Annotated in this window: 16 protein-coding genes; 11 read left to right on the top strand and 5 right to left on the bottom strand. The window is 65.0% G+C overall.

What is annotated here, in order from left to right:
- Positions 1–214: 214 nt before the first annotated feature.
- From M1D93_RS12665 to M1D93_RS12650, 4 genes are all read left to right on the top strand, one after another.
- Positions 215–1,855 (top strand): S1C family serine protease, encoded by a 1,641-nt coding sequence (locus M1D93_RS12665; RefSeq protein WP_461171875.1) that lies wholly within the window; start codon positions 215–217, stop codon positions 1,853–1,855.
- A gap of 261 nt (positions 1,856–2,116) precedes the next feature.
- Positions 2,117–2,917: an electron transfer flavoprotein subunit beta/FixA family protein gene (locus M1D93_RS12660; protein WP_461175013.1), complete on the top strand. Its 801-nt coding sequence runs from the start codon at positions 2,117–2,119 to the stop codon at positions 2,915–2,917.
- A gap of 14 nt (positions 2,918–2,931) precedes the next feature.
- Positions 2,932–3,885: an electron transfer flavoprotein subunit alpha/FixB family protein gene (locus M1D93_RS12655; protein ID WP_461171874.1), complete on the top strand. Its 954-nt coding sequence runs from the start codon at positions 2,932–2,934 to the stop codon at positions 3,883–3,885.
- 3 nt (positions 3,886–3,888) lie between these two features.
- Positions 3,889–4,668 (top strand): PIG-L deacetylase family protein, encoded by a 780-nt coding sequence (locus M1D93_RS12650; protein ID WP_461171873.1) that lies wholly within the window; start codon positions 3,889–3,891, stop codon positions 4,666–4,668.
- Positions 4,669–4,764: 96 nt separating this feature from the next.
- Here M1D93_RS12650 and M1D93_RS12645 read toward each other — a convergent pair whose 3' ends face one another.
- The 5 genes from M1D93_RS12645 to M1D93_RS12625 form a co-directional block, all read right to left on the bottom strand.
- A complete protein-coding gene (locus tag M1D93_RS12645) occupies positions 4,765–5,610 on the bottom strand; it encodes an anti-sigma factor (protein WP_461175012.1) in 846 nt (281 codons plus the stop codon).
- Between the two features lie 10 nt (positions 5,611–5,620).
- A complete protein-coding gene (gene sigK, locus M1D93_RS12640) occupies positions 5,621–6,229 on the bottom strand; it encodes an ECF RNA polymerase sigma factor SigK (protein ID WP_461171872.1) in 609 nt (202 codons plus the stop codon).
- A 238-nt stretch (positions 6,230–6,467) separates the two neighbouring features.
- Positions 6,468–6,935, bottom strand: coding sequence for a tRNA (cytidine(34)-2'-O)-methyltransferase (locus M1D93_RS12635; RefSeq protein WP_461175011.1), 468 nt, complete (start codon positions 6,933–6,935; stop codon positions 6,468–6,470).
- A gap of 22 nt (positions 6,936–6,957) precedes the next feature.
- Positions 6,958–7,902 (bottom strand): J domain-containing protein, encoded by a 945-nt coding sequence (locus tag M1D93_RS12630; protein ID WP_461171871.1) that lies wholly within the window; start codon positions 7,900–7,902, stop codon positions 6,958–6,960.
- Between the two features lie 149 nt (positions 7,903–8,051).
- Positions 8,052–8,432 (bottom strand): hypothetical protein, encoded by a 381-nt coding sequence (locus M1D93_RS12625; protein WP_461175010.1) that lies wholly within the window; start codon positions 8,430–8,432, stop codon positions 8,052–8,054.
- 129 nt (positions 8,433–8,561) lie between these two features.
- Here M1D93_RS12625 and M1D93_RS12620 point away from each other — a divergent pair, with 129 nt between their 5' ends.
- The 7 genes from M1D93_RS12620 (at position 8,562) to M1D93_RS12590 (ending at position 17,629) form a co-directional block, all read left to right on the top strand.
- Positions 8,562–9,227 carry a helix-turn-helix transcriptional regulator gene (locus tag M1D93_RS12620; RefSeq protein WP_461171870.1) on the top strand — a complete coding sequence of 222 codons (666 nt, stop codon included), beginning with the start codon at positions 8,562–8,564 and terminating at the stop codon, positions 9,225–9,227.
- A 56-nt stretch (positions 9,228–9,283) separates the two neighbouring features.
- Positions 9,284–10,513 (top strand): cysteine desulfurase family protein, encoded by a 1,230-nt coding sequence (locus M1D93_RS12615; RefSeq protein ID WP_461171869.1) that lies wholly within the window; start codon positions 9,284–9,286, stop codon positions 10,511–10,513.
- A 158-nt stretch (positions 10,514–10,671) separates the two neighbouring features.
- Entirely contained in the window at positions 10,672–11,784 is a 1,113-nt protein-coding gene (mnmA, locus tag M1D93_RS12610) for a tRNA 2-thiouridine(34) synthase MnmA (RefSeq protein ID WP_461175009.1), read from the top strand.
- Between the two features lie 237 nt (positions 11,785–12,021).
- On the top strand, positions 12,022–13,653 hold the full coding sequence (locus M1D93_RS12605) for an ABC transporter substrate-binding protein (protein WP_461171868.1): 1,632 nt from the start codon (positions 12,022–12,024) through the stop codon (positions 13,651–13,653).
- A 142-nt stretch (positions 13,654–13,795) separates the two neighbouring features.
- Positions 13,796–14,887, top strand: coding sequence for an ABC transporter permease (locus tag M1D93_RS12600; protein ID WP_461171867.1), 1,092 nt, complete (start codon positions 13,796–13,798; stop codon positions 14,885–14,887).
- Position 14,888: 1 nt separating this feature from the next.
- Positions 14,889–15,902, top strand: a complete 1,014-nt coding sequence (locus M1D93_RS12595) for an ABC transporter permease (RefSeq protein ID WP_461171866.1) — start codon at positions 14,889–14,891, stop codon at positions 15,900–15,902.
- Positions 15,899–17,629 (top strand): ABC transporter ATP-binding protein, encoded by a 1,731-nt coding sequence (locus tag M1D93_RS12590; protein WP_461171865.1) that lies wholly within the window; start codon positions 15,899–15,901, stop codon positions 17,627–17,629. The genes M1D93_RS12595 and M1D93_RS12590 overlap by 4 nt, the downstream gene beginning before the upstream one ends.
- Positions 17,630–17,644: the final 15 nt, after the last annotated feature.

Raw genomic sequence — 17,644 nt, 5'->3', positions numbered from 1 at the left:
GCATGTGTGTAGCCGCAGGTCGCTGTGGCAATCATCTTGATTCTATGGTGCACCCCACAGGCCGTCCATCGAGTCGAATATGCCACCAGCGAAACGTCCCGGAAGGGGCACCAACGGGCCTCGAAGAAGTCCACAGCAAGCTCTCAGCAAACATCCGAGCTTGTTACAGGCAGGGAGTCCATAGTTAATTCAGACGAGGATGAAAGGAAGTCCCATGACTGAGAACCAAACCCCCGGTGCCTCTCCTGAGAACCGCGGCCCGGCCCGGCAGGATCCCTGGCAGGAGCACTCCGCGCAGGCCGGGAACAACGCCGGGGAGCTTCAGGATGCGGACCACACAGCAGCCTCAAACCCCGTAGCCAACGAAACTTCCGGTCCGCGCCAATACCCCACCGAACAGCTGGACGGGACGAACCCGGGGGACAACCCCACGCAGGAGCTTCCCGGAGCGCGCCCCGCGTACCCGCAGCGCCAGCCGTATCCCCAGCGACAGCCGTTTTACGGAGAGTCCGCTTCCGGCCAGAATGCAAGCCAGCCTTCGAATGAAGCCCACGGGTCCCAGCCGCACTACAGCTACTACGGCCAGGGCCAGCACAACGCCCCCGGCGGCCCTGTCGGCCTGGCCCCAAATCCGAAGGACGCTCCGCGCAGGAAGGCGTCGTTTGGCGTTGGTACCCTCGTGGCCAGCATCCTCGCGGCCGGTTTAGTGGGCGGGGGAGTAGCGACAGTTGCGGGCGGTGAGGCCTTCGACAGTCCGGGTTCTGCGGCCACTACGAGCAGCAACAGCCAGCCAGGGACTGTCATCGTCAACAACCAGGATGATGTCAACGCCATCACGGCTGCCGCCCTGAAGGCATCCCCCAGTGTGGTGACCATCAGTGCTTCAAGCAGCGGCGCCGGCGGGACAGGTTCAGGCATCATCCTGGACGACCAAGGCCACATCCTCACCAACACCCACGTCGTTACGCTCGACGGACAGACGGCCAACGCCGCCCTCGAAGTCCGCACCAGCGATGGCAGGGTGCTCACTGCCAAGCTGGTAGGTACCGATCCCCTGTCAGACCTTGCTGTCATCAAGGTGGACAACGCCTCAGGCCTCACCCCTGCCACCCTGGGCGACTCCGGCAGGCTCAACGTCGGCGATACCGCCATTGCCATCGGCTCGCCCCTGGGCCTGACCGGAACGGTGACCGACGGTATCGTCTCGACGCTCAACAGGACCATCAGTGTCGCCTCGGCCGCCGCCCCTGAAGAGGGCGACAACGCTGAGGGTGGCGACCAGGGCTTCCAGTTCGCGCCTCCCGGCGGCGGGCAGAGCCAGCAAACGGCGGAGCAAGGTGAGATCTCGATCAATGTGATCCAGACGGACGCCGCCATCAACCCCGGCAACTCAGGCGGTGCCCTGGTGAACAGCAGCGGCGAGATCATCGGCGTCAACGTGGCCATTGCTTCGGCCGGATCCGGCTCGCTGTCCTCCTCGAGCGGCAACATTGGAGTGGGCTTCAGCATCCCCATCAACCACGCCAAGCGGGTGGCTAAGGAGATCATCGACACCGGCAAGGCCTCGCACGGACAGCTGGGCGTCAGCGTCAAGAAGAAGGCTGCTTCCGGTGCCGCTTCCGGTTTCTCGGTGGGCGCAGACGTAGCCACCGTGGAAGCCGACTCGGCGGCAGGCAAGGCAGGGATCAAGGTGGGCGACGTCATCACGAAGTTCAATGACCTGGCCATCGGTGAACCGGAGCAACTGACGGCGGCTGTCAGGGAACAGCCCGCCAATTCCAAGGTTAAGATCACCGTTCTGCGCAACGGCGCGGAGCAAACCTTCGACGTTACCCTTGGCGCCGCAGCCAGCTGACAGCAGGCTTCGGCAAGGCAGGAAGAACCAGCGAACGCCCGACGGCGGCGTCCCCACCCGGCGGGGACGCCGCCGTCGTCATTGCAGCCGGTACGTCCCTGTCCAGCCCGGCTGACACAGGCGTTAACGGAAGACGGCGCATGGGTGCGCCTATATGGTTAGCTAGGAGCTACCCGTATGCCGGGCATTCCGCGGCCATGACCCTACCCGGCTGGCTGTCCCCAAGCATGGAAGGCTGCTGTCGATACAGTGGAGAAGACATTGAAGATCATCGTCCTGGTTAAGCATGTACCGGACGCCCAGTTCGACCGTCACCTCAACGGGGAGGGCTACACGACGGACCGTGACGAAAGCATCCTGTCCGAACTGGATGAGTACGCACTCGAGGCGGCACTGCAGCTGGCCGAGGCGCGCGGTGGCAGCAAGGCAGGCAACCAGGTCATCGCCCTGAGCATGGGCCCGGCCGGCGCAGTCAATTCCGTCAAGAAGTCCCTTCAGATGGGCGCCACGGAGGGCGTGCACCTGACCGATGAGGCCCTTGCCGGCTCCGACGCAGCCGCTACGTCGCTGGCACTTTCGGCAGCTGTCCGGTACCTGGGCCAGGATGGGCCGGTTGACCTGATCATCACCGGCATGGCGTCCACCGACGGCGAGACCTCACTGGTGCCCGCGCAGCTTGCCGAACGCCTTGGACTTCCCCAGGTCACGTTCGCCTCGTCACTTGAAGTGGACGGCGGACGGCTGGTCGCCCGCCGCGATGCGGACACGAGCTCCGAAACCGTGGAGGCCGCCCTCCCGGCGCTGGTGTCCGTGACGGACCAGATCAACGAGCCGCGGTACCCCAACTTCAAGGGCATCATCGCCGCCAAGCGCAAGACCATCACCACCCTGTCCCTCGCCGACATCGGTGTGGATCCTGTCCAGGTGGGGCACGCCGGTTCGTGGACCACAGTGACCAACGCCGAGGAACGGCCGCCGCGCACCGCCGGCACCATCATCACCGACGAAGGCGACGCCGGCATCAAGCTGGTTGACTTCCTGGCCGCCCAGAAGCTGCTCTAAGAGGGAACATCGACATGGCAAAAGTACTTGTTTTCATTGACAACCCCGGCACCGCGCTCAAGAAGAGCAGCCTTGAGCTGCTGACCCTGGCACGTTCCCTCGGGGAAAGCGTTGTTGCTCTCAACGGGGAACTGCACAGCGAGGTCTCAGCTGCCTTTGGCGAATACGGCGTCACCGCTGTCCTTCGCCCCTCCGTGCAGGATCTGGACGACTACCTTGTGGCACCCAAAGCCGCCTACCTTTCAGCCGCAGCGCAGAGCACCGGAGCCACCATCGTGCTGCTGGACAACTCTCCCGAGGGCAAGGAAATCGCCGCCCGACTGGGAATCCGCCTCAATGCCGGTGTTATCACTGACGTTGTCGCCGTGGATGCTGACGGAACGGCGCACAAGTCAGTCCTCGCCGGTTCCTACAACACCGCATGCAAAACCACCACGCCGGTGTCCGTGCTGACCATCAAGGCCAACAACGTGGTCCCGGAACCGGCCGCCGCCCCCGGCACGCCGGAAACCGTCACTGTTGACGTTCCCGCGGGCAGTACCGAAGCCGCGGCCCGGATCACTGCCCGCGAGCAGAAGGTTGCCAGCGGCCGCCCGGACCTGACCGACGCCCGCATCGTGGTGGCCGGCGGACGCGGGCTCGACGGCGACTTCGGACCTGTGGAGGAACTGGCAGATGCATTGGGAGCGGCCGTGGGAGCCTCACGCGCAGCCACCGACGCCGGCTGGATCAGCCACGACGCCCAGGTGGGGCAGACCGGAAAGACCGTGTCCCCGCAGCTGTACATCTCCGCCGGTATTTCCGGTGCCATCCAGCAAAAGGCCGGCATGCAAACCGCCAAGGTAATCGTCGCAGTAAACAAGGACGCCGAATCGCCCGTATTTGAGATTGCGGACTTCGGCATTGTCGGAGACCTCTTCGATGTCCTCCCGCAGGCCACGGCAGAGATCAAGAAGCGTAAAGGCTGATTATTGACTGCCTTCAGTGCGCAGGCAGAGAACCCGTTCAACCCGGCCACGCACCGGATTGGACGGGTGCTCTGTTTTGCGGCCCACCCCGATGACATTGATTTCGGTGCTGCCGGCACCATCGCGGCCTGGACGGCGGCCGGTGTGCAGGTCAGCTATTGCATCATGACCGACGGCGATGCGGGCGGCTTCGACCCGGCGCACCGGGCGGACATCATCGCCATGCGCGACGCCGAACAGCGCCGCGCTGCCGAACTGGTGGGGGTTTCGGACATCCATTACCTCCATCAGCGTGACGGCTACCTCGAACCCTCGCATGAGGTGATGCGGGGTGTGGTGAAGCTCATCCGTGAACTGCGTCCCGACGTCGTGCTTTCCATGCATCCGGAACGGAACTGGCGGCGGATCCAGAAAAGCCACCCGGACCATCTGGCGGTGGGGGAGGCCGTGACGCGGGCGGTCTATCCGGCCGTGGAGAATCCCTTTGCCTACCCCGAACTCGCCGAGGCAGGGCTGGAGGCGTATAAGCTTCCGTGGCTGTGGCTGTACGCGGGGCCGGACGAACGGGAGAACCATTTTGTCGACGTCACCGGGCATGTGGAGGCCAAGCTGGAGGCAATCCATGTCCACGTTAGCCAGCATCCGGACGTCGAAGCCATGGAATCGGCAGTGCGCCAGGGCATGCACGCCAATGCTGCACGTGCCGGGCTTCCTGCGGGTCACAGCGCTGAAGCGTTCCATGTGGTAGCGGTCAACGGGCCCGGAACCATAGCCGGTTTCTAGGCGTTCCGGGCACACAAAGGCGCCCCGCGGCTTTCCTTCCGGAAGGCCGCGGGGCGCTTTTTGATGCTTTGCCAGAACGGTTCTACCAGGCCGGTTCTATGCGTCCAAGGGCGCGGCGGCGACCGTGGGCAGGGTGGGTGAGACGGAGCCACCGACGGGCTCGACGGTGATCCCGAGCGCTGCGGCAGAGGAGATGCCCTCCACCACTGCAGGTTTCGAGAGTGCTTCGGCGTCCATCAACCCCTGCGAGACGGGTGCTGAACCGTCCTTGGGAATCAACCACATCTGGTAAACCTTGCCCTCGGGCGGGGCAGGAACGTCTTTCATCCTGATAACGGCTGCGTCCTCTGATGCGGAGATCTGGAGGTTGGCGGTACCGCCCCCGGCCACGTTCACTGAGGCCTCCCGGAGGTCACCTGCCCGGACCACCTGGTTCAGGGGGTTGTTCTGGTCCGCAAGGTAGGACCCGACGCCAACTCCGCCCAAAGCTATCGCTGCTGCCGCTGCGATTCCGGCGAGCCAGCGGCGGGCGCCGGCCGGACGGCCCCGTTCCGCCCGGCGCTGCCGCGCCTTGGCCAGCTCGTCATGGGAGTCTTCCCCGGCGGCCGGGAAGCTGGCTGAAGGGGCGGGCGCACCGGAATCCCGGGGCCCATCCTGGGCGGGCAACTGGGCGATGATGCGGTCGAAAAGGTCAGCCGGCGGCTCTTCCTCCACCTTGAACGTGCGCGTCAGCGTTTCCCTGGACTGGCGGACCCGTTCATGGAATGCGTCCCGTTCAGCCGCCGGTGCCGTTGAAATGTACTGCTCAATGGCATGGCGTTCTTCGTCCGTCACTGCATCCAGTGCATACAGCTCGGCCAGGTCAACGGCGCGTCCGGACGCGAGATCAGCCGGGACGGTGTCACCGAAGGCGCCCGGGCGGGCGCTGCGTCCGTTATTCATTTCGGTCATTTCAACTCACCCCCAGGCAGGTTTTCAAGCGGATCAGTCCGTCGCGGATGCGGGACTTGATGGTAGGTACTGCGGCGTTCAGGCGTTCTGCGACTTCGCGATAGGTGAGCCCGCCGTAGTAGGCGAGGCGGACCGATTCCTGCTGCGTCTCGGTCAGGGTGCCAAGACAACGGACCACGGCCTCGGCCTCAAGCCTGCTCCCCACTTCGTCGGAAACGCTGTCATGGTCGATGTCCTGGGTGCTGGCACCGTAGCGGGCTTCGCGGTCAGTGGCCGACTGGGACGACCGGACCTTATCCACTGCACGCCGGTGCGAGATGGTCATGAGCCATGCGAGCGGGCTGCCGGCGGTCGGATCGAACTTGCCCGCGTTTTGCCATACCTGCAGAAATACCTCCTGCGTGGTGTCCTCGCTGAGTTCAGCATCGATAAGGACCCGGCGCGCCATACCGTAGACGCGGCGGGATGTCAGCCGGTAGAACTCCGCGAAAGCAGCGCTGTCACCCTCGCCTATCTGCTGCAGCAGGGCAACAAGTCGGTTGCTGACGTCGGCCGGTGTTTCCGTCACCGTGGCCGGAGCCTCGGAATGAGGCGCGTTGGGAGTTTCCATCACTACCAAGCATAAGTCTCCAGGAGATGAATCCTTAGCAGTGCCGCCGGGGATGCGGTGGTCTGTCCTGGGACCTTCCCGGAGAAGTGTCACCTGCCGCTCCTTGATCGCTGTGGATTGTTCTCAGAAGTGATTCGGCACAGCTGCGGGGGTGGATGGGCCGGGCCCCATAATGTTTTAGTAGCCCATGCCAAGGGTGTGGCACTCTTGCAGGCCGTAGTGAACCAGACGCGGAGTCTTAGGTCCTCGCACCGGCGAAACCCTGCTGGCGCCAGGCTTCGTAGACGGCGATGGAGGCGGCGTTGGCGAGGTTGAGCGAGCGCAGCGCGGGCAGCATCGGCAGCCGCACTGTGGCAGTGACGTGGGGATCCGTTTTTAGTTCAGGCGGCAGGCCCACGGATTCCCGGCCGAACATCAGGACATCGCCGGGCTGGTACGCGATGTCCGTGTAGCTGGCCGTTCCATCTGACGTGAAGGCGTAGACGTGTTCCGGCTGGAGATGCTGCCAGGCGTCTTCGATGCTCCGGTGCACGGTGACGACGGCGAGGTCGTGGTAATCGAGGCCGGCCCGGCGGAGTTTCGCATCCGAGAAGTCGAACCCCAGTGGCTCCACCAGATGCAGTTCAGCGCCGGTGATGGCTGCCAGCCGGATTGCGTTACCGGTATTGCCGGGGATTTCGGGGGCGTGGAAGAGGATGCGGAACACCATCCCATCCTAGTCAACGCAGTCAGTGCATGCCGCGCAGCAACCTGGCCAGGACAGGAACGTTGACGGTGTTGGGAGCCGGCCCGGATGCGAGGAACTCCTTCAGCCCCCGGACCATCCCCGCGGCGTTGACGATCCGGACGGACTCCAGGGCGCCGGCTGACCGGCGGTGCTGGTCGATCACGGGCTCGTGCAGGTTCCCGCCCGGGCTGTGCACTACTGTCCAGCCGGTGACGTTCAGTTCCGGAAAGATGTCCTGCATGGCCCGGACCAGGTGTGCCAGCTGCGGCGGGGCAACGGAGCGTCCGCCGTGGTTCAGCGTCCTGCCATCCCACGCGTAGGCGCCCTTGGGCAAAAGCATGGAGCCGATCAGCGCCAGCCGGTAGCCGGACAGCACGGCGTGGTCGATGTGGCTGTTGTCGGCTGGCGACTGGAGGCCGTTGATGAGCCGCGCCGCAGGGATGGCGGGGAGCACCTGGCGGGTCAGCAGCTGGACCGTGCGCATCTCACGCTGGATCCGGGCTTCGGCCCCGAAGATCCCGCGCTTGCGCGGCATGCCGTGCACCTGCTGGCTCGCTTCAGCCAGCGGGATGAGGGGGACCACGCCGTCGTCGGGGGAACCGTAGGGCGGGACGTAAATCGGAGGGTCTCCCGCAGTGTTGCGGCTGCCGCCGGTCCTGTGCACGGTGGCCGAAGCCCGGCTGCCCGCTGGCGGTGCATCAAAGTGCGGCTCTGAATCCTGGTTCTCCCCGGCGGTACCGGCCGCGTAGGAGCGGTCGTAGGCTTTCCGGCGCTGGGGGTCGATCAGTGTTTCGTAGGCGCTGGTTACCCGACGGAAGGCGGCAGCGTCCCCGCCGTGGTCAGGGTGGGCAATGCGGGCGGCGCGCCGATAGGCTACCTTGATTTCCTTCTCGGTGGCGGTGACTGCCACCCGAAGCACCTGGTAATGCGAGCTGCTCTCGGTCAAGCACTCATCCTTCTGTCGGTGTGGCCAGTCCGCGGGGGCAGCCCTGTCGGCCTAGTTTATCGACCTTTGCCCTGACAACGATCCTGCCGGCCTTCAGGGTTCCCGGCCCCGGGTTTGGCTCCCGCGGGCCCGTATCCCGAGGCGGATAGCTAGCTGCTGGACGGCGTGGCGGTCCGCCGGGACAGCCGGTTCAGGGCCAGGGCGCCGACAAGCAGCCCAAAGTCACGAAGTGCCACGTCGAAGAAGGCTCCGAGCAGCAGCAGGTTGAGGATGATTCCGCCCAGCCAAGCGGCCACGAGGAGCGACCCGAACTGCGGACGGACCGCTACGGCGATGCCGGCAACAATTTCCACCACCCCGACGACGTACATCAGGGTTTGGGCGGGCAATGGCACCAGGGCGGTGGCGTGCGGGGCGAGGTAGATGGTCCAGTCCGCAAGCACGTTCACAAACTTGTCCAGTCCGAAGACGATGGGTGCGACGGTAAAAACTGTCCGCAGCAACAGGAAGGCCTGCCGGGCCGGGTCCATGACTGTTGTGCCATTAACGCCCAGTGCTGATGTGGTTTTCACAACTAACTCCTTCTAAAAGTAGGTTCTACTATTTTAGAACCTGGAAGGGTCTATAATCAATAGATCTTGACTTTGGATTGGTGGACGATGAGCAGACTTTCCTGGGCGGGCCGGATGGCCGCACTCGCCTCCCTTGGTGATGAAAAGCGCCGCCAGCTTTTCGAGCTCGTCGCCGCTTCCCCGGCAGCCGTCGGCCGGGACGAGGTGGCCGGTGCCACCGGAATTCCCCGCAGCACGGTCTCCTTTCACCTGGACCGGCTGGTTCAGGACGGCCTGCTGGCGGTGGAGTTCCACAAGCCGCCGGGGAAGTCCGGACCGGGCTCGGGCCGCCCGGCCAAAATGTACCGGCCGGTGGCAGGTGAAATCGGGGCGTCAGTTCCCGACCGGAACTACGACCTTGCCGGCGAGCTGATGGCAGCAGCGATCGAGCGGTCCACCACCGAAGGCGAGCCCGTCCGCAACGCACTGCCTGCGGAGTCATTTCAGAAGGGCTGTTCCCTGGCCGAAACGGCCGAGACTTTAGAGGACTTCCTCGTTCAGTGCGGCTACCGTCCGGAGCCGGATGGCGACGGCGGTTTCCTCCTGCCGAACTGCCCTTTCCACCGCCTTTCCGACGGGCATCCGGCCGTGGTGTGCACCATGAACGGCGCTTTCCTGCGGGGCGCCGCAAGCCGCTTCGACGCTTCCGCGGACCGCGTCGCACCGGCAGAGGTGCCTGGCCATTGCTGCGCCAGGATCCTGCCGCCGGCCTGAAGCGGCTCCAAAGCTGCCCCGGGCAGCCTGGAGGTGAGGGCGGCTAGAATTACAGGGTGCCCGTTTACCTCGACCATGCCGCCACAACGCCTCTCTCACCCGAGGCCCTGGCAGCCCTGACGCGTGAACTTGCCCGCACCGGGAACCCCTCCTCCCTGCACGGCGCCGGCCGCAGGGCCCGCCGCGCCGTGGAAGATGCACGGGAAGCCCTTGCCGCAGCGGCAGGCGCCCATCCTTCCGAAGTGATTTTCACTTCCGGCGGCACCGAAGCGGACAACCTTGCCGTCAAGGGCCTGTACTGGTCCCGCGTCGCCGAAAACCCCGCGCGTCGGCGCATCCTGTGCTCCGCCGTCGAACACCACGCAGTGATGGACACCGTGGAATGGCTGGAGCGGCACGAGGGCGCCGAGGTCACCTGGCTTCCGGTGGACAGTGACGGGGTGGTGGACCTGGGGTTCCTGGAAGCTGAGCTTTGCCGTGACCCGGACACCATCGCCCTGGTGACCGTAATGTGGGCGAACAATGAGGTAGGTACCATCCAGCCCGTCGAGCGCGTGGTGGAACTGGCTCACGCGGTGGGTGTTCCCGTGCACTCCGATGCCGTCCAGGCGTTCGGATCGCTGCCGGTGGGCTTCAAGGCGTCAGGCTTGGACGCGATGTCCATCTCCGGGCACAAAATCGGCGGACCCGTAGGGGTTGGCGCCCTATTGCTGGGAAGGGCGGTCAAACTCACCCCGGTCCAGCACGGCGGAGGCCAGGAACGGGACGTCCGGTCCGGCACCCTGGACACCGCCTCGATCGCCGCTTTCGCCGCCGCGGCCGAAACCGCCACGGCGAACCTCGGCGCTGAATCAGCGCGCATCGCCGCCCTCCGCGACCGACTGATCGACGGCGTCCGCGAGCAGGTGCCGGAGGCAGTCCTCCGCGGTGCGCCCGCCCCTGGCAGGCTCCCCGGCAACGCCCACTTCACCTTCCCCGGCTGCGAGGGGGACTCCCTGCTGTTCCTCCTGGATCTGGCAGGGGTGGAATCGTCCACCGGGTCAGCCTGCACCGCGGGCGTGCCCCGGCCCTCCCACGTACTCCTCGCCATGGGACTGGACGAGGAAACAGCGCGCGGGGCCCAGCGCTTCACCCTGGGGCACTCCTCCAAGGCAGAGGACGTCGATGCGCTGCTGGCCGCCCTTCCCGGTGCCTATTCGCGGGCGCGGCAGGCAGGAATGGCCGGCCACGAATCCTCCATCCAGACGGCCGGTACCGTTGCCCGGCAGGGTTTGGGCGCTCGCTGACCCTGCATTTGCCAGAGGCCGTAGAATAGATAGGCGAAGATCGTTTCCGCGAGCCTGCCTTTTCAACCAGCACGCTCAGCCAGCGTTTTCCTGCAGCACCATCCGGCCAGGAGCCGGAAATACCCCAACAGAAAGCCAGTATGCGAGTTCTAGCAGCCATGAGCGGCGGAGTCGATTCCGCCGTCGCCGCCGCCCGCGCCGTTGAAGCGGGACACGACGTCGTCGGGGTCCACTTGGCGCTCTCCCGCATGCCCGGCACCCTGCGCACCGGAAGCCGCGGCTGCTGCACCATCGAGGACTCCCGTGACGCATGGCGCGCCTGCGACGTGCTGGGCATTCCGTACTACGTCTGGGACTTCTCCGAACGCTTCAAAGAAGACGTCGTCCAGGACTTCATCGACGAATACGCGGCCGGCCGCACGCCTAACCCGTGCATGCGCTGCAATGAGCGGATCAAGTTCGCGGCGCTGCTGGAAAAGGCGATCGCCCTGGGCTTCGATGCCGTCTGCACGGGACACTATGCCAAGGTCATCGAGGACGCCAACGGCAACCGCGAACTGCACCGGGCCGCGGACTGGGCCAAGGACCAGAGCTACGTCCTGGGCGTCCTGACCCACGAGCAGCTCAAGCACTCCATGTTCCCGCTGGCCGACACGCCCTCCAAGGCTGAAGTGCGCGCAGAAGCTGAGCGCCGCGGACTCTCCGTGGCCAACAAGCCCGACAGCCACGACATCTGCTTCATCCCCGACGGCGACACCGCCGGCTGGCTTGCCGAAAAGATCGACATGACCACCGGTGACATCGTGGATGAAACAGGCACCAAGGTGGGGGAGCATCCCGGCGCCAACGCCTTCACCGTGGGCCAGCGCCGCGGCCTGAAACTGGGCACCCCCGCCGCCGACGGCAAGCCCCGGTTTGTCCTCGAGATCCGGCCCAAGGAAAACAAGGTGGTGGTGGGTCCCGAGGCCCTGCTGGCCATCAACGAAATCAGGGGCATCAAGGTGTCCTGGGCCGGGCTGCCCATTGCCGAAGTGGAAACAGGCGAAGAGTTCGACTGCTACGCCCAGGTCCGGGCGCACGGGGACCCCGTTCCCGCAACGGCCCGCATGGAGCCTTCCGAAGAAGGTGCCGGCGCCCAGCTGGTGGTGACGTTGACCAACCCGCTGCGCGGCGTCGCGCCCGGTCAGACGGTTGTCCTCTACCAGGGCAGCAGGGTCTTGGGCCAGGCGACCATCGACGCCGCCCGCTCCCTGCAGCGCGCAGCGCTCTAGAACCAAAGTTTTTCGCACGCCGCCCCGGTCCAGCCGGGGCGGCGTTCTTCGTTGTGCCGCCAGCAAATGAGAGCACCAGATCATTCAGGTAAATTTTGTGTCTCAACTCACAAAATGGTCCGTGTTGGGGGTTGACTCTCTGATTGAATCTAGGCATCAGCACAGCGCGCTCCCGTCCAGGCAAAGGCACCCAACGATGGCCGGCGGGCGCGTACTCATCGAACAGAAAGTTCACAGATGACGAAGAGCAACAAGGCCCTGCACGGCGCGATCGCGCTGGCAGGCATCTCCGCGCTTGCACTGACAGCCTGCACAGGCCCCTCGGGCGGCGGCGGAACCTCCACCGGCGACGCCGGCGGTGGCGCCATCACCTACGGAACCACTGACAAGGTGGTCACGCTGGATCCCGCCGGCTCCTACGACGGCGGTTCGTTTATGGTGATGAACCAGATCTACCCCTTCCTGCTCAACTACAAGCCCGGCACCGCCGAGGCCACCCCGGACATCGCTGAGTCGGCTTCCTTCACCAGCCCTACCGAATTCACAGTGAAGCTTAAGCCGGACCTGAAGTTCGCCAACGGCCACACCCTTGACTCCTCCGACGTCGTTTTCTCGTTCAACCGCGTGAAGGCCATCGACGATCCCAACGGCCCCGCTTCGCTGCTGGCCAATATGGACAAGATCGAAGCGACAGATCCCAACACCGTGGTGTTCACCCTCGGAGCCGCAAACGACCAGGTGTTCCCGGGTGTCCTCGCGTCCAACCCCGGACCCATTGTGGACGAGGAAGTCTTCCCCGCGGACAAAATCATGGATGATGACGCCATCATCGCCGCCAAGCCTTTTGCCGGCCAGTACACCATTGAAAGCTACAAGAAGAACGAACTGGTCAGTTTCAAACCCAACGCTGACTACCAAGGGATGCTGGGTAAAGCCGCTAACGATGGCGCCACCCTCAAGCACTACGCGGACCCCAACAACCTGAAACTCGACGTTCAGCAGGGCAACATCGACGTGGCGGGCCGCATCCTGACGGCCACCGATGTGGCCGACCTGGAAGAGGACTCCAAGGTCAAGGTCCACAAGGGCCCCGGCGGGGAACTGCGCTACATGGTGTTCAACTTCGACACCATGCCGTTCGGCGCCAAGACACCCGAGGCCGATCCCGCCAAGGCGCTGGCCGTGCGCCAGGCCATCGCGCACCTCGTTGACCGCGACGTCATCGCCTCCCAGGTGTTCAAGAACACCTACACTCCCGTCTACTCCTACGTCCCCAAGGAATTCGAGGGAGCCGCGGAACCGCTGAAGAGCCTCTACGGTGACGGCAGCGGCAAGCCCAGCCTGGACAAGGCCAAGAAGGTCCTGGCCGACGCCGGCATCACCTCGGCTGTTGACCTCAAGCTGCAGTACACGGACCGGTACGGCACATCCGCTGCAGACGAATACGCCCTGGTGAAGGAACAGCTTGAGAAGTCAGGTCTCTTTACCGTGGACCTCAAGTCCACGGAGTGGACCACCTACACCAAGGAACGCCGCGCGGACGCCTATCCGGTCTACCAGCTCGGCTGGTTCCCGGACTACTCGGACGCCGACAACTACCTGACGCCGTTCTTCATCCCCGGCAACTTCCTCGGGAACCACTACGAGAATCCTGCCGTGACGGACATCGTTAAGAAGCAGCTGGTAACCACGGACAAGGCAGAGCGGAGTGAACTGCTGGGCCAGGCCCAGGAAGCGATCGCCAAGGATCTGTCCACGCTGCCGCTGCTGCAGGGTGCCCAGGTCATGGTGGCCGGAACGGATGTCCAGGGAGTCGAAAAGACCCTGGACGCGTCGTTCAAAACCCGTCTTGGCGTGATGTCCAAGTAGGTCCAGCGACCATCCGGCTCTGACCGCACACGGGGCGGGACGACGTGCACCTGCAACCAGGCGTACGTGTCCCGCCCCACCGCGCTGGTCACGGTGCTGTACTCCTGCGCCGCGGCGCCGGCAACGACAACTTTAGGTACCCATGACAACACTCATCGATGCGCCCCCAAGCGACGCGGACGGCCTTCTCCCAATCTCCAAAAAATCTTCCGGCGGGGGACTGGGACAGTACATCCTGATCCGTTTCCTGCTGATCTTCCCCACCATCTTCATCCTCGTCACCATGGTTTTCTTCCTGATGAGGATCACCGGGGACCCCATCACGGCGGCCATGGGCGGGCGGCTGCCCGCCGACCAGCTTCAGGAGCGCATCCAGGCGGCCGGCTACGACCGGCCCCTCCTGGTCCAATACTTTGAATACCTCGGCCAGTTGGCCACCGGAAACTTCGGCCGCACCCTCACGGACAACCGGGCCGTCGTCGAAATGCTCACCACCTACGGGTCAGCAACACTGGAGCTAACCATTAACGCCCTGCTCGTCGCCCTCCTGGTAGGCATCCCGCTCGGCATGGTGGCGGCGCACCGCCGGGACAAGGCGCCCGACGCCGTCCTGCGGGTCTTCGCCATTCTTTGCTACGCCACCCCCGTGTTCTTCGCCGGGATGCTGCTGAAGCTGACCTTCTCAGTGTGGCTGGGCTGGCTGCCGGTGGCAGGCAGGGCCAAAACATCCAGCGAACTCGCCCTGACATCCCTGGCGGCCCCCACCGGAATCTACTGGCTGGACGCGCTTCGGAGCGGAAACATGGCAGCGCTCAGCGACGTAATGGCCCATGCCGTCCTGCCCGCGGTGGCGCTGGGACTCCTGACGGCCGGGATCTTCCTGCGCCTTGTCCGCACCAACGTCATCGGGACCCTGGGCAGGGACTACGTGGAGGCCGGCCGGTCCAGGGGAGTGAGCGAATACCGCCTGGTCACCAAGCATGCCTACAAGCCCGCCCTGATTCCGATCATCACCGTGATGGGGCTGCAGATCGCCGTGATGCTCGGCGGCGCAGTGCTGACCGAAAAGACGTTTGAGTGGAAGGGCCTGGGATTCCAGCTGGCCAACTACCTCACCGCGCGTGACTTCGTCGCCGTCCAGGGCATTGTGGTGCTGCTCGCCATCATCGTCGCCATGACCAACTTCATCGTGGACATTATCGCCGCGCTGATCGACCCCCGCGTGAGGTACTGACATGGGCATTCCAGCCGTTCCCGTCCCCATGGAAAGTCCCCGGGCCCCCTGGTACCGGCGCCTGCCGGTCATCTCGCATGTCAACAAAAGCGTTGGGCTCCAGCGCGGCATGCTGGTGGCAGGCCTGATCCTGACCGCCGCTTTTGTCCTGACGGCGATCCTCGCCCCGCTGCTGGCGCCCTACGGCTTCGCCCAGCTTTCCGACGCCGAAGGCAACTTCCCCACCCAGCAGGCCCCGGGCGGCAAGCACCTCCTGGGCACAACCGTAGGAGGCTACGACGTCCTGTCGCGGGTGATCTGGGGAGCGCAGACCGCGATCCTGGTGATTGTCGTCGCCGTGGCCATGTCCATCGTCGTCGGCGTCGTCCTTGGTCTGGTCAGCGGCTACCTGGGCGGGTGGCTCGACCGGATCCTGGTGGTCATCGCCGACGCTGTCTACGCCTTTCCGTCGCTGCTGGTGGCCATCGTGATGGCCATCGTTATCAGCGGGGGCCAGTCCAGCCTCATCGGGGGCATCTTCGCCGCCGGCACCGCCATCACGCTGGTGTTCATTCCTCAGTATTTCCGGGTTATTCGCGCCGAGACTGTCAGGTTGAAGGCCGAGCCGTTCGTGGAGTCCGCAAAAGTGGTGGGTGCCTCCAACATCCGCATCATGAGCCGCCATATCTACCGCAACGCCACCCGCACCCTGCCGCTGATCTTCACGCTCAACGCCTCCGAGGCCATCCTCACCCTCGCAGGCCTGGGGTTCCTCGGTTTCGGCATCGAACCCAGCTCGGCCGCGGAATGGGGCTTCGACCTCAACAAGGCCCTTGCCGACACCACCTCCGGGATTTGGTGGACCGGCATGTTCCCCGGCCTGGCCATCGTGCTGACCGTGGTGGGCCTGACGCTCGTGGGCGAGAGCATCAACGACCTCAATGACCCGCGCCTGCGCGGCCGCAAGAGCACAGGGGGCAGCTCCCCGGCGCCGGTGGACACCGCCGCCATCGCAACAGAAGTGAGGGCATCATGACTGTCAACATCGACCCGCTGTCCGGGCAGCATTCTGACGGTGGTGAGTCCGTCGGCGGCCGCCCGGTTCTCGATATCGACCACCTCCAGGTCACTTTCGCCACCGACGGCGGTCCCGTCCATGCCGTCAAGGACGTCAGCCTGGAGGTCGGAAAGGGTGAAGTGCTCGCCATCGTGGGGGAGTCCGGGTCCGGCAAAACGGTTACCGCCAAAACCATCCTGGGCCTGCTTCCCGAGACCGCCACCAGCTCCGGCACCGTGCTGATCAATGGGGCCAACGTGATCAGCGTGAGCGCCGCGCGTCTGCGCCAGATCCGCGGCCGCGACGTTGCCATGGTGTTCCAGGAACCCTCCACGGCACTGAACCCGGTGTTCACGGTGGGCTGGCAGATCGCCGAGGGCATCAGGGCCCATGCGGGAAGCGGCGGCGGAAAGCGGGTTTCGGCCAAGGAAGCGAAGTCCCGGGCCGTTGAAGCGCTGCGCAAGGTCGGCATCCCCGATCCGGAACACCGCGTCAACTACTACCCGCACCAGTTCTCCGGAGGACAGAAGCAACGGGTGGTGATCGCCGCTGCACTGGCACTGAATCCCGGACTGATCGTTGCCGACGAACCCACCACCGCGCTGGACGTCACAGTCCAGGCCGAGATCCTGGAACTGCTGCGGGACCTGCGGGACAAGTACGGCACGTCCATTGTGCTCATCACGCACAACATGGGGGTGGTGGCGGACCTCGCGGACCGTGTGGTGGTGATGTACCAGGGGGACGTTGTTGAGGAGGCGCCCGCCCACACCCTGTTTGCGGAACCGCGGCAGGACTACACCCGAAAACTGCTCGCCGCGGTACCCCATCTCGGGCACAACTCCGCCTCGCAAGGACTGACCGCCCGGGCGCACCAGGAAGAGGAAGTCCTGGTGGAAGCCAGAGACCTGACCATCGAGTACCCCGGCAGGCTCGGAACGCCCGCATTCAAGGCGGTAGACGGGGTCAGCTTCACCCTGTCCCGGGGTGAAGTGTTCGGACTGGTGGGGGAGTCCGGTTCCGGAAAGACCACCATCGGCAGGGCCATCGCAGGCCTGAACAGGACCACCGGCGGCAGCCTCAAAGTGCTGGGCTACGAAATGCTGAACCTCCGGGAGCGGACCTTCAAACCGCTCCGAAAGGACATCGGCTTTGTGTTCCAGGACCCTGCTGCCTCCTTCAACCCGCAACTGACGATCGGGGACTGCATCGCCGAACCCATGGTCATCCACACGAAGCCAAGCCCGGCGCAGCTGCGCAAACGCGTCGGCGAGCTGCTCGAATCAGTCCAGCTGCCGGCGTCGTACGCAGGACGGTACCCGCACGAGCTGTCCGGCGGGCAGCGCCAGCGGGCATCCCTGGCGCGGGCCCTCAGCCTTAACCCGCGGCTGCTGATAGCTGATGAGCCGACGTCGGCCCTGGACGTATCAGTGCAGGCCAAGGTCTTGGAGCTGTTCAAGGACATCCAGCAGGAGTTCGGCTTCGCCTGCCTCTTCATCAGCCATGACCTCGCCGTGGTGGACATCCTGTCCTCCTGGGTGGGCGTGCTGTACAAGGGCAGGCTGGTGGAGCAGGGGATCGGGAGCCAGGTGATGGGAAACCCGCAGCATGATTACACCCGGCGGCTCATCGCCTCCCTTCCCGTACCGGATCCGCAGGAACAGGCCAGACGTCGGGAAGAGCACCGGGCATTGCTCGGGATCTGATGCCTGAGCCTTAGT

Source organism: Arthrobacter sp. Z1-9 (assembly GCF_054792695.1).
Note: the sequence above shows the minus strand (reverse complement) of the source record. Positions and strands in the feature narration are given on the sequence as shown.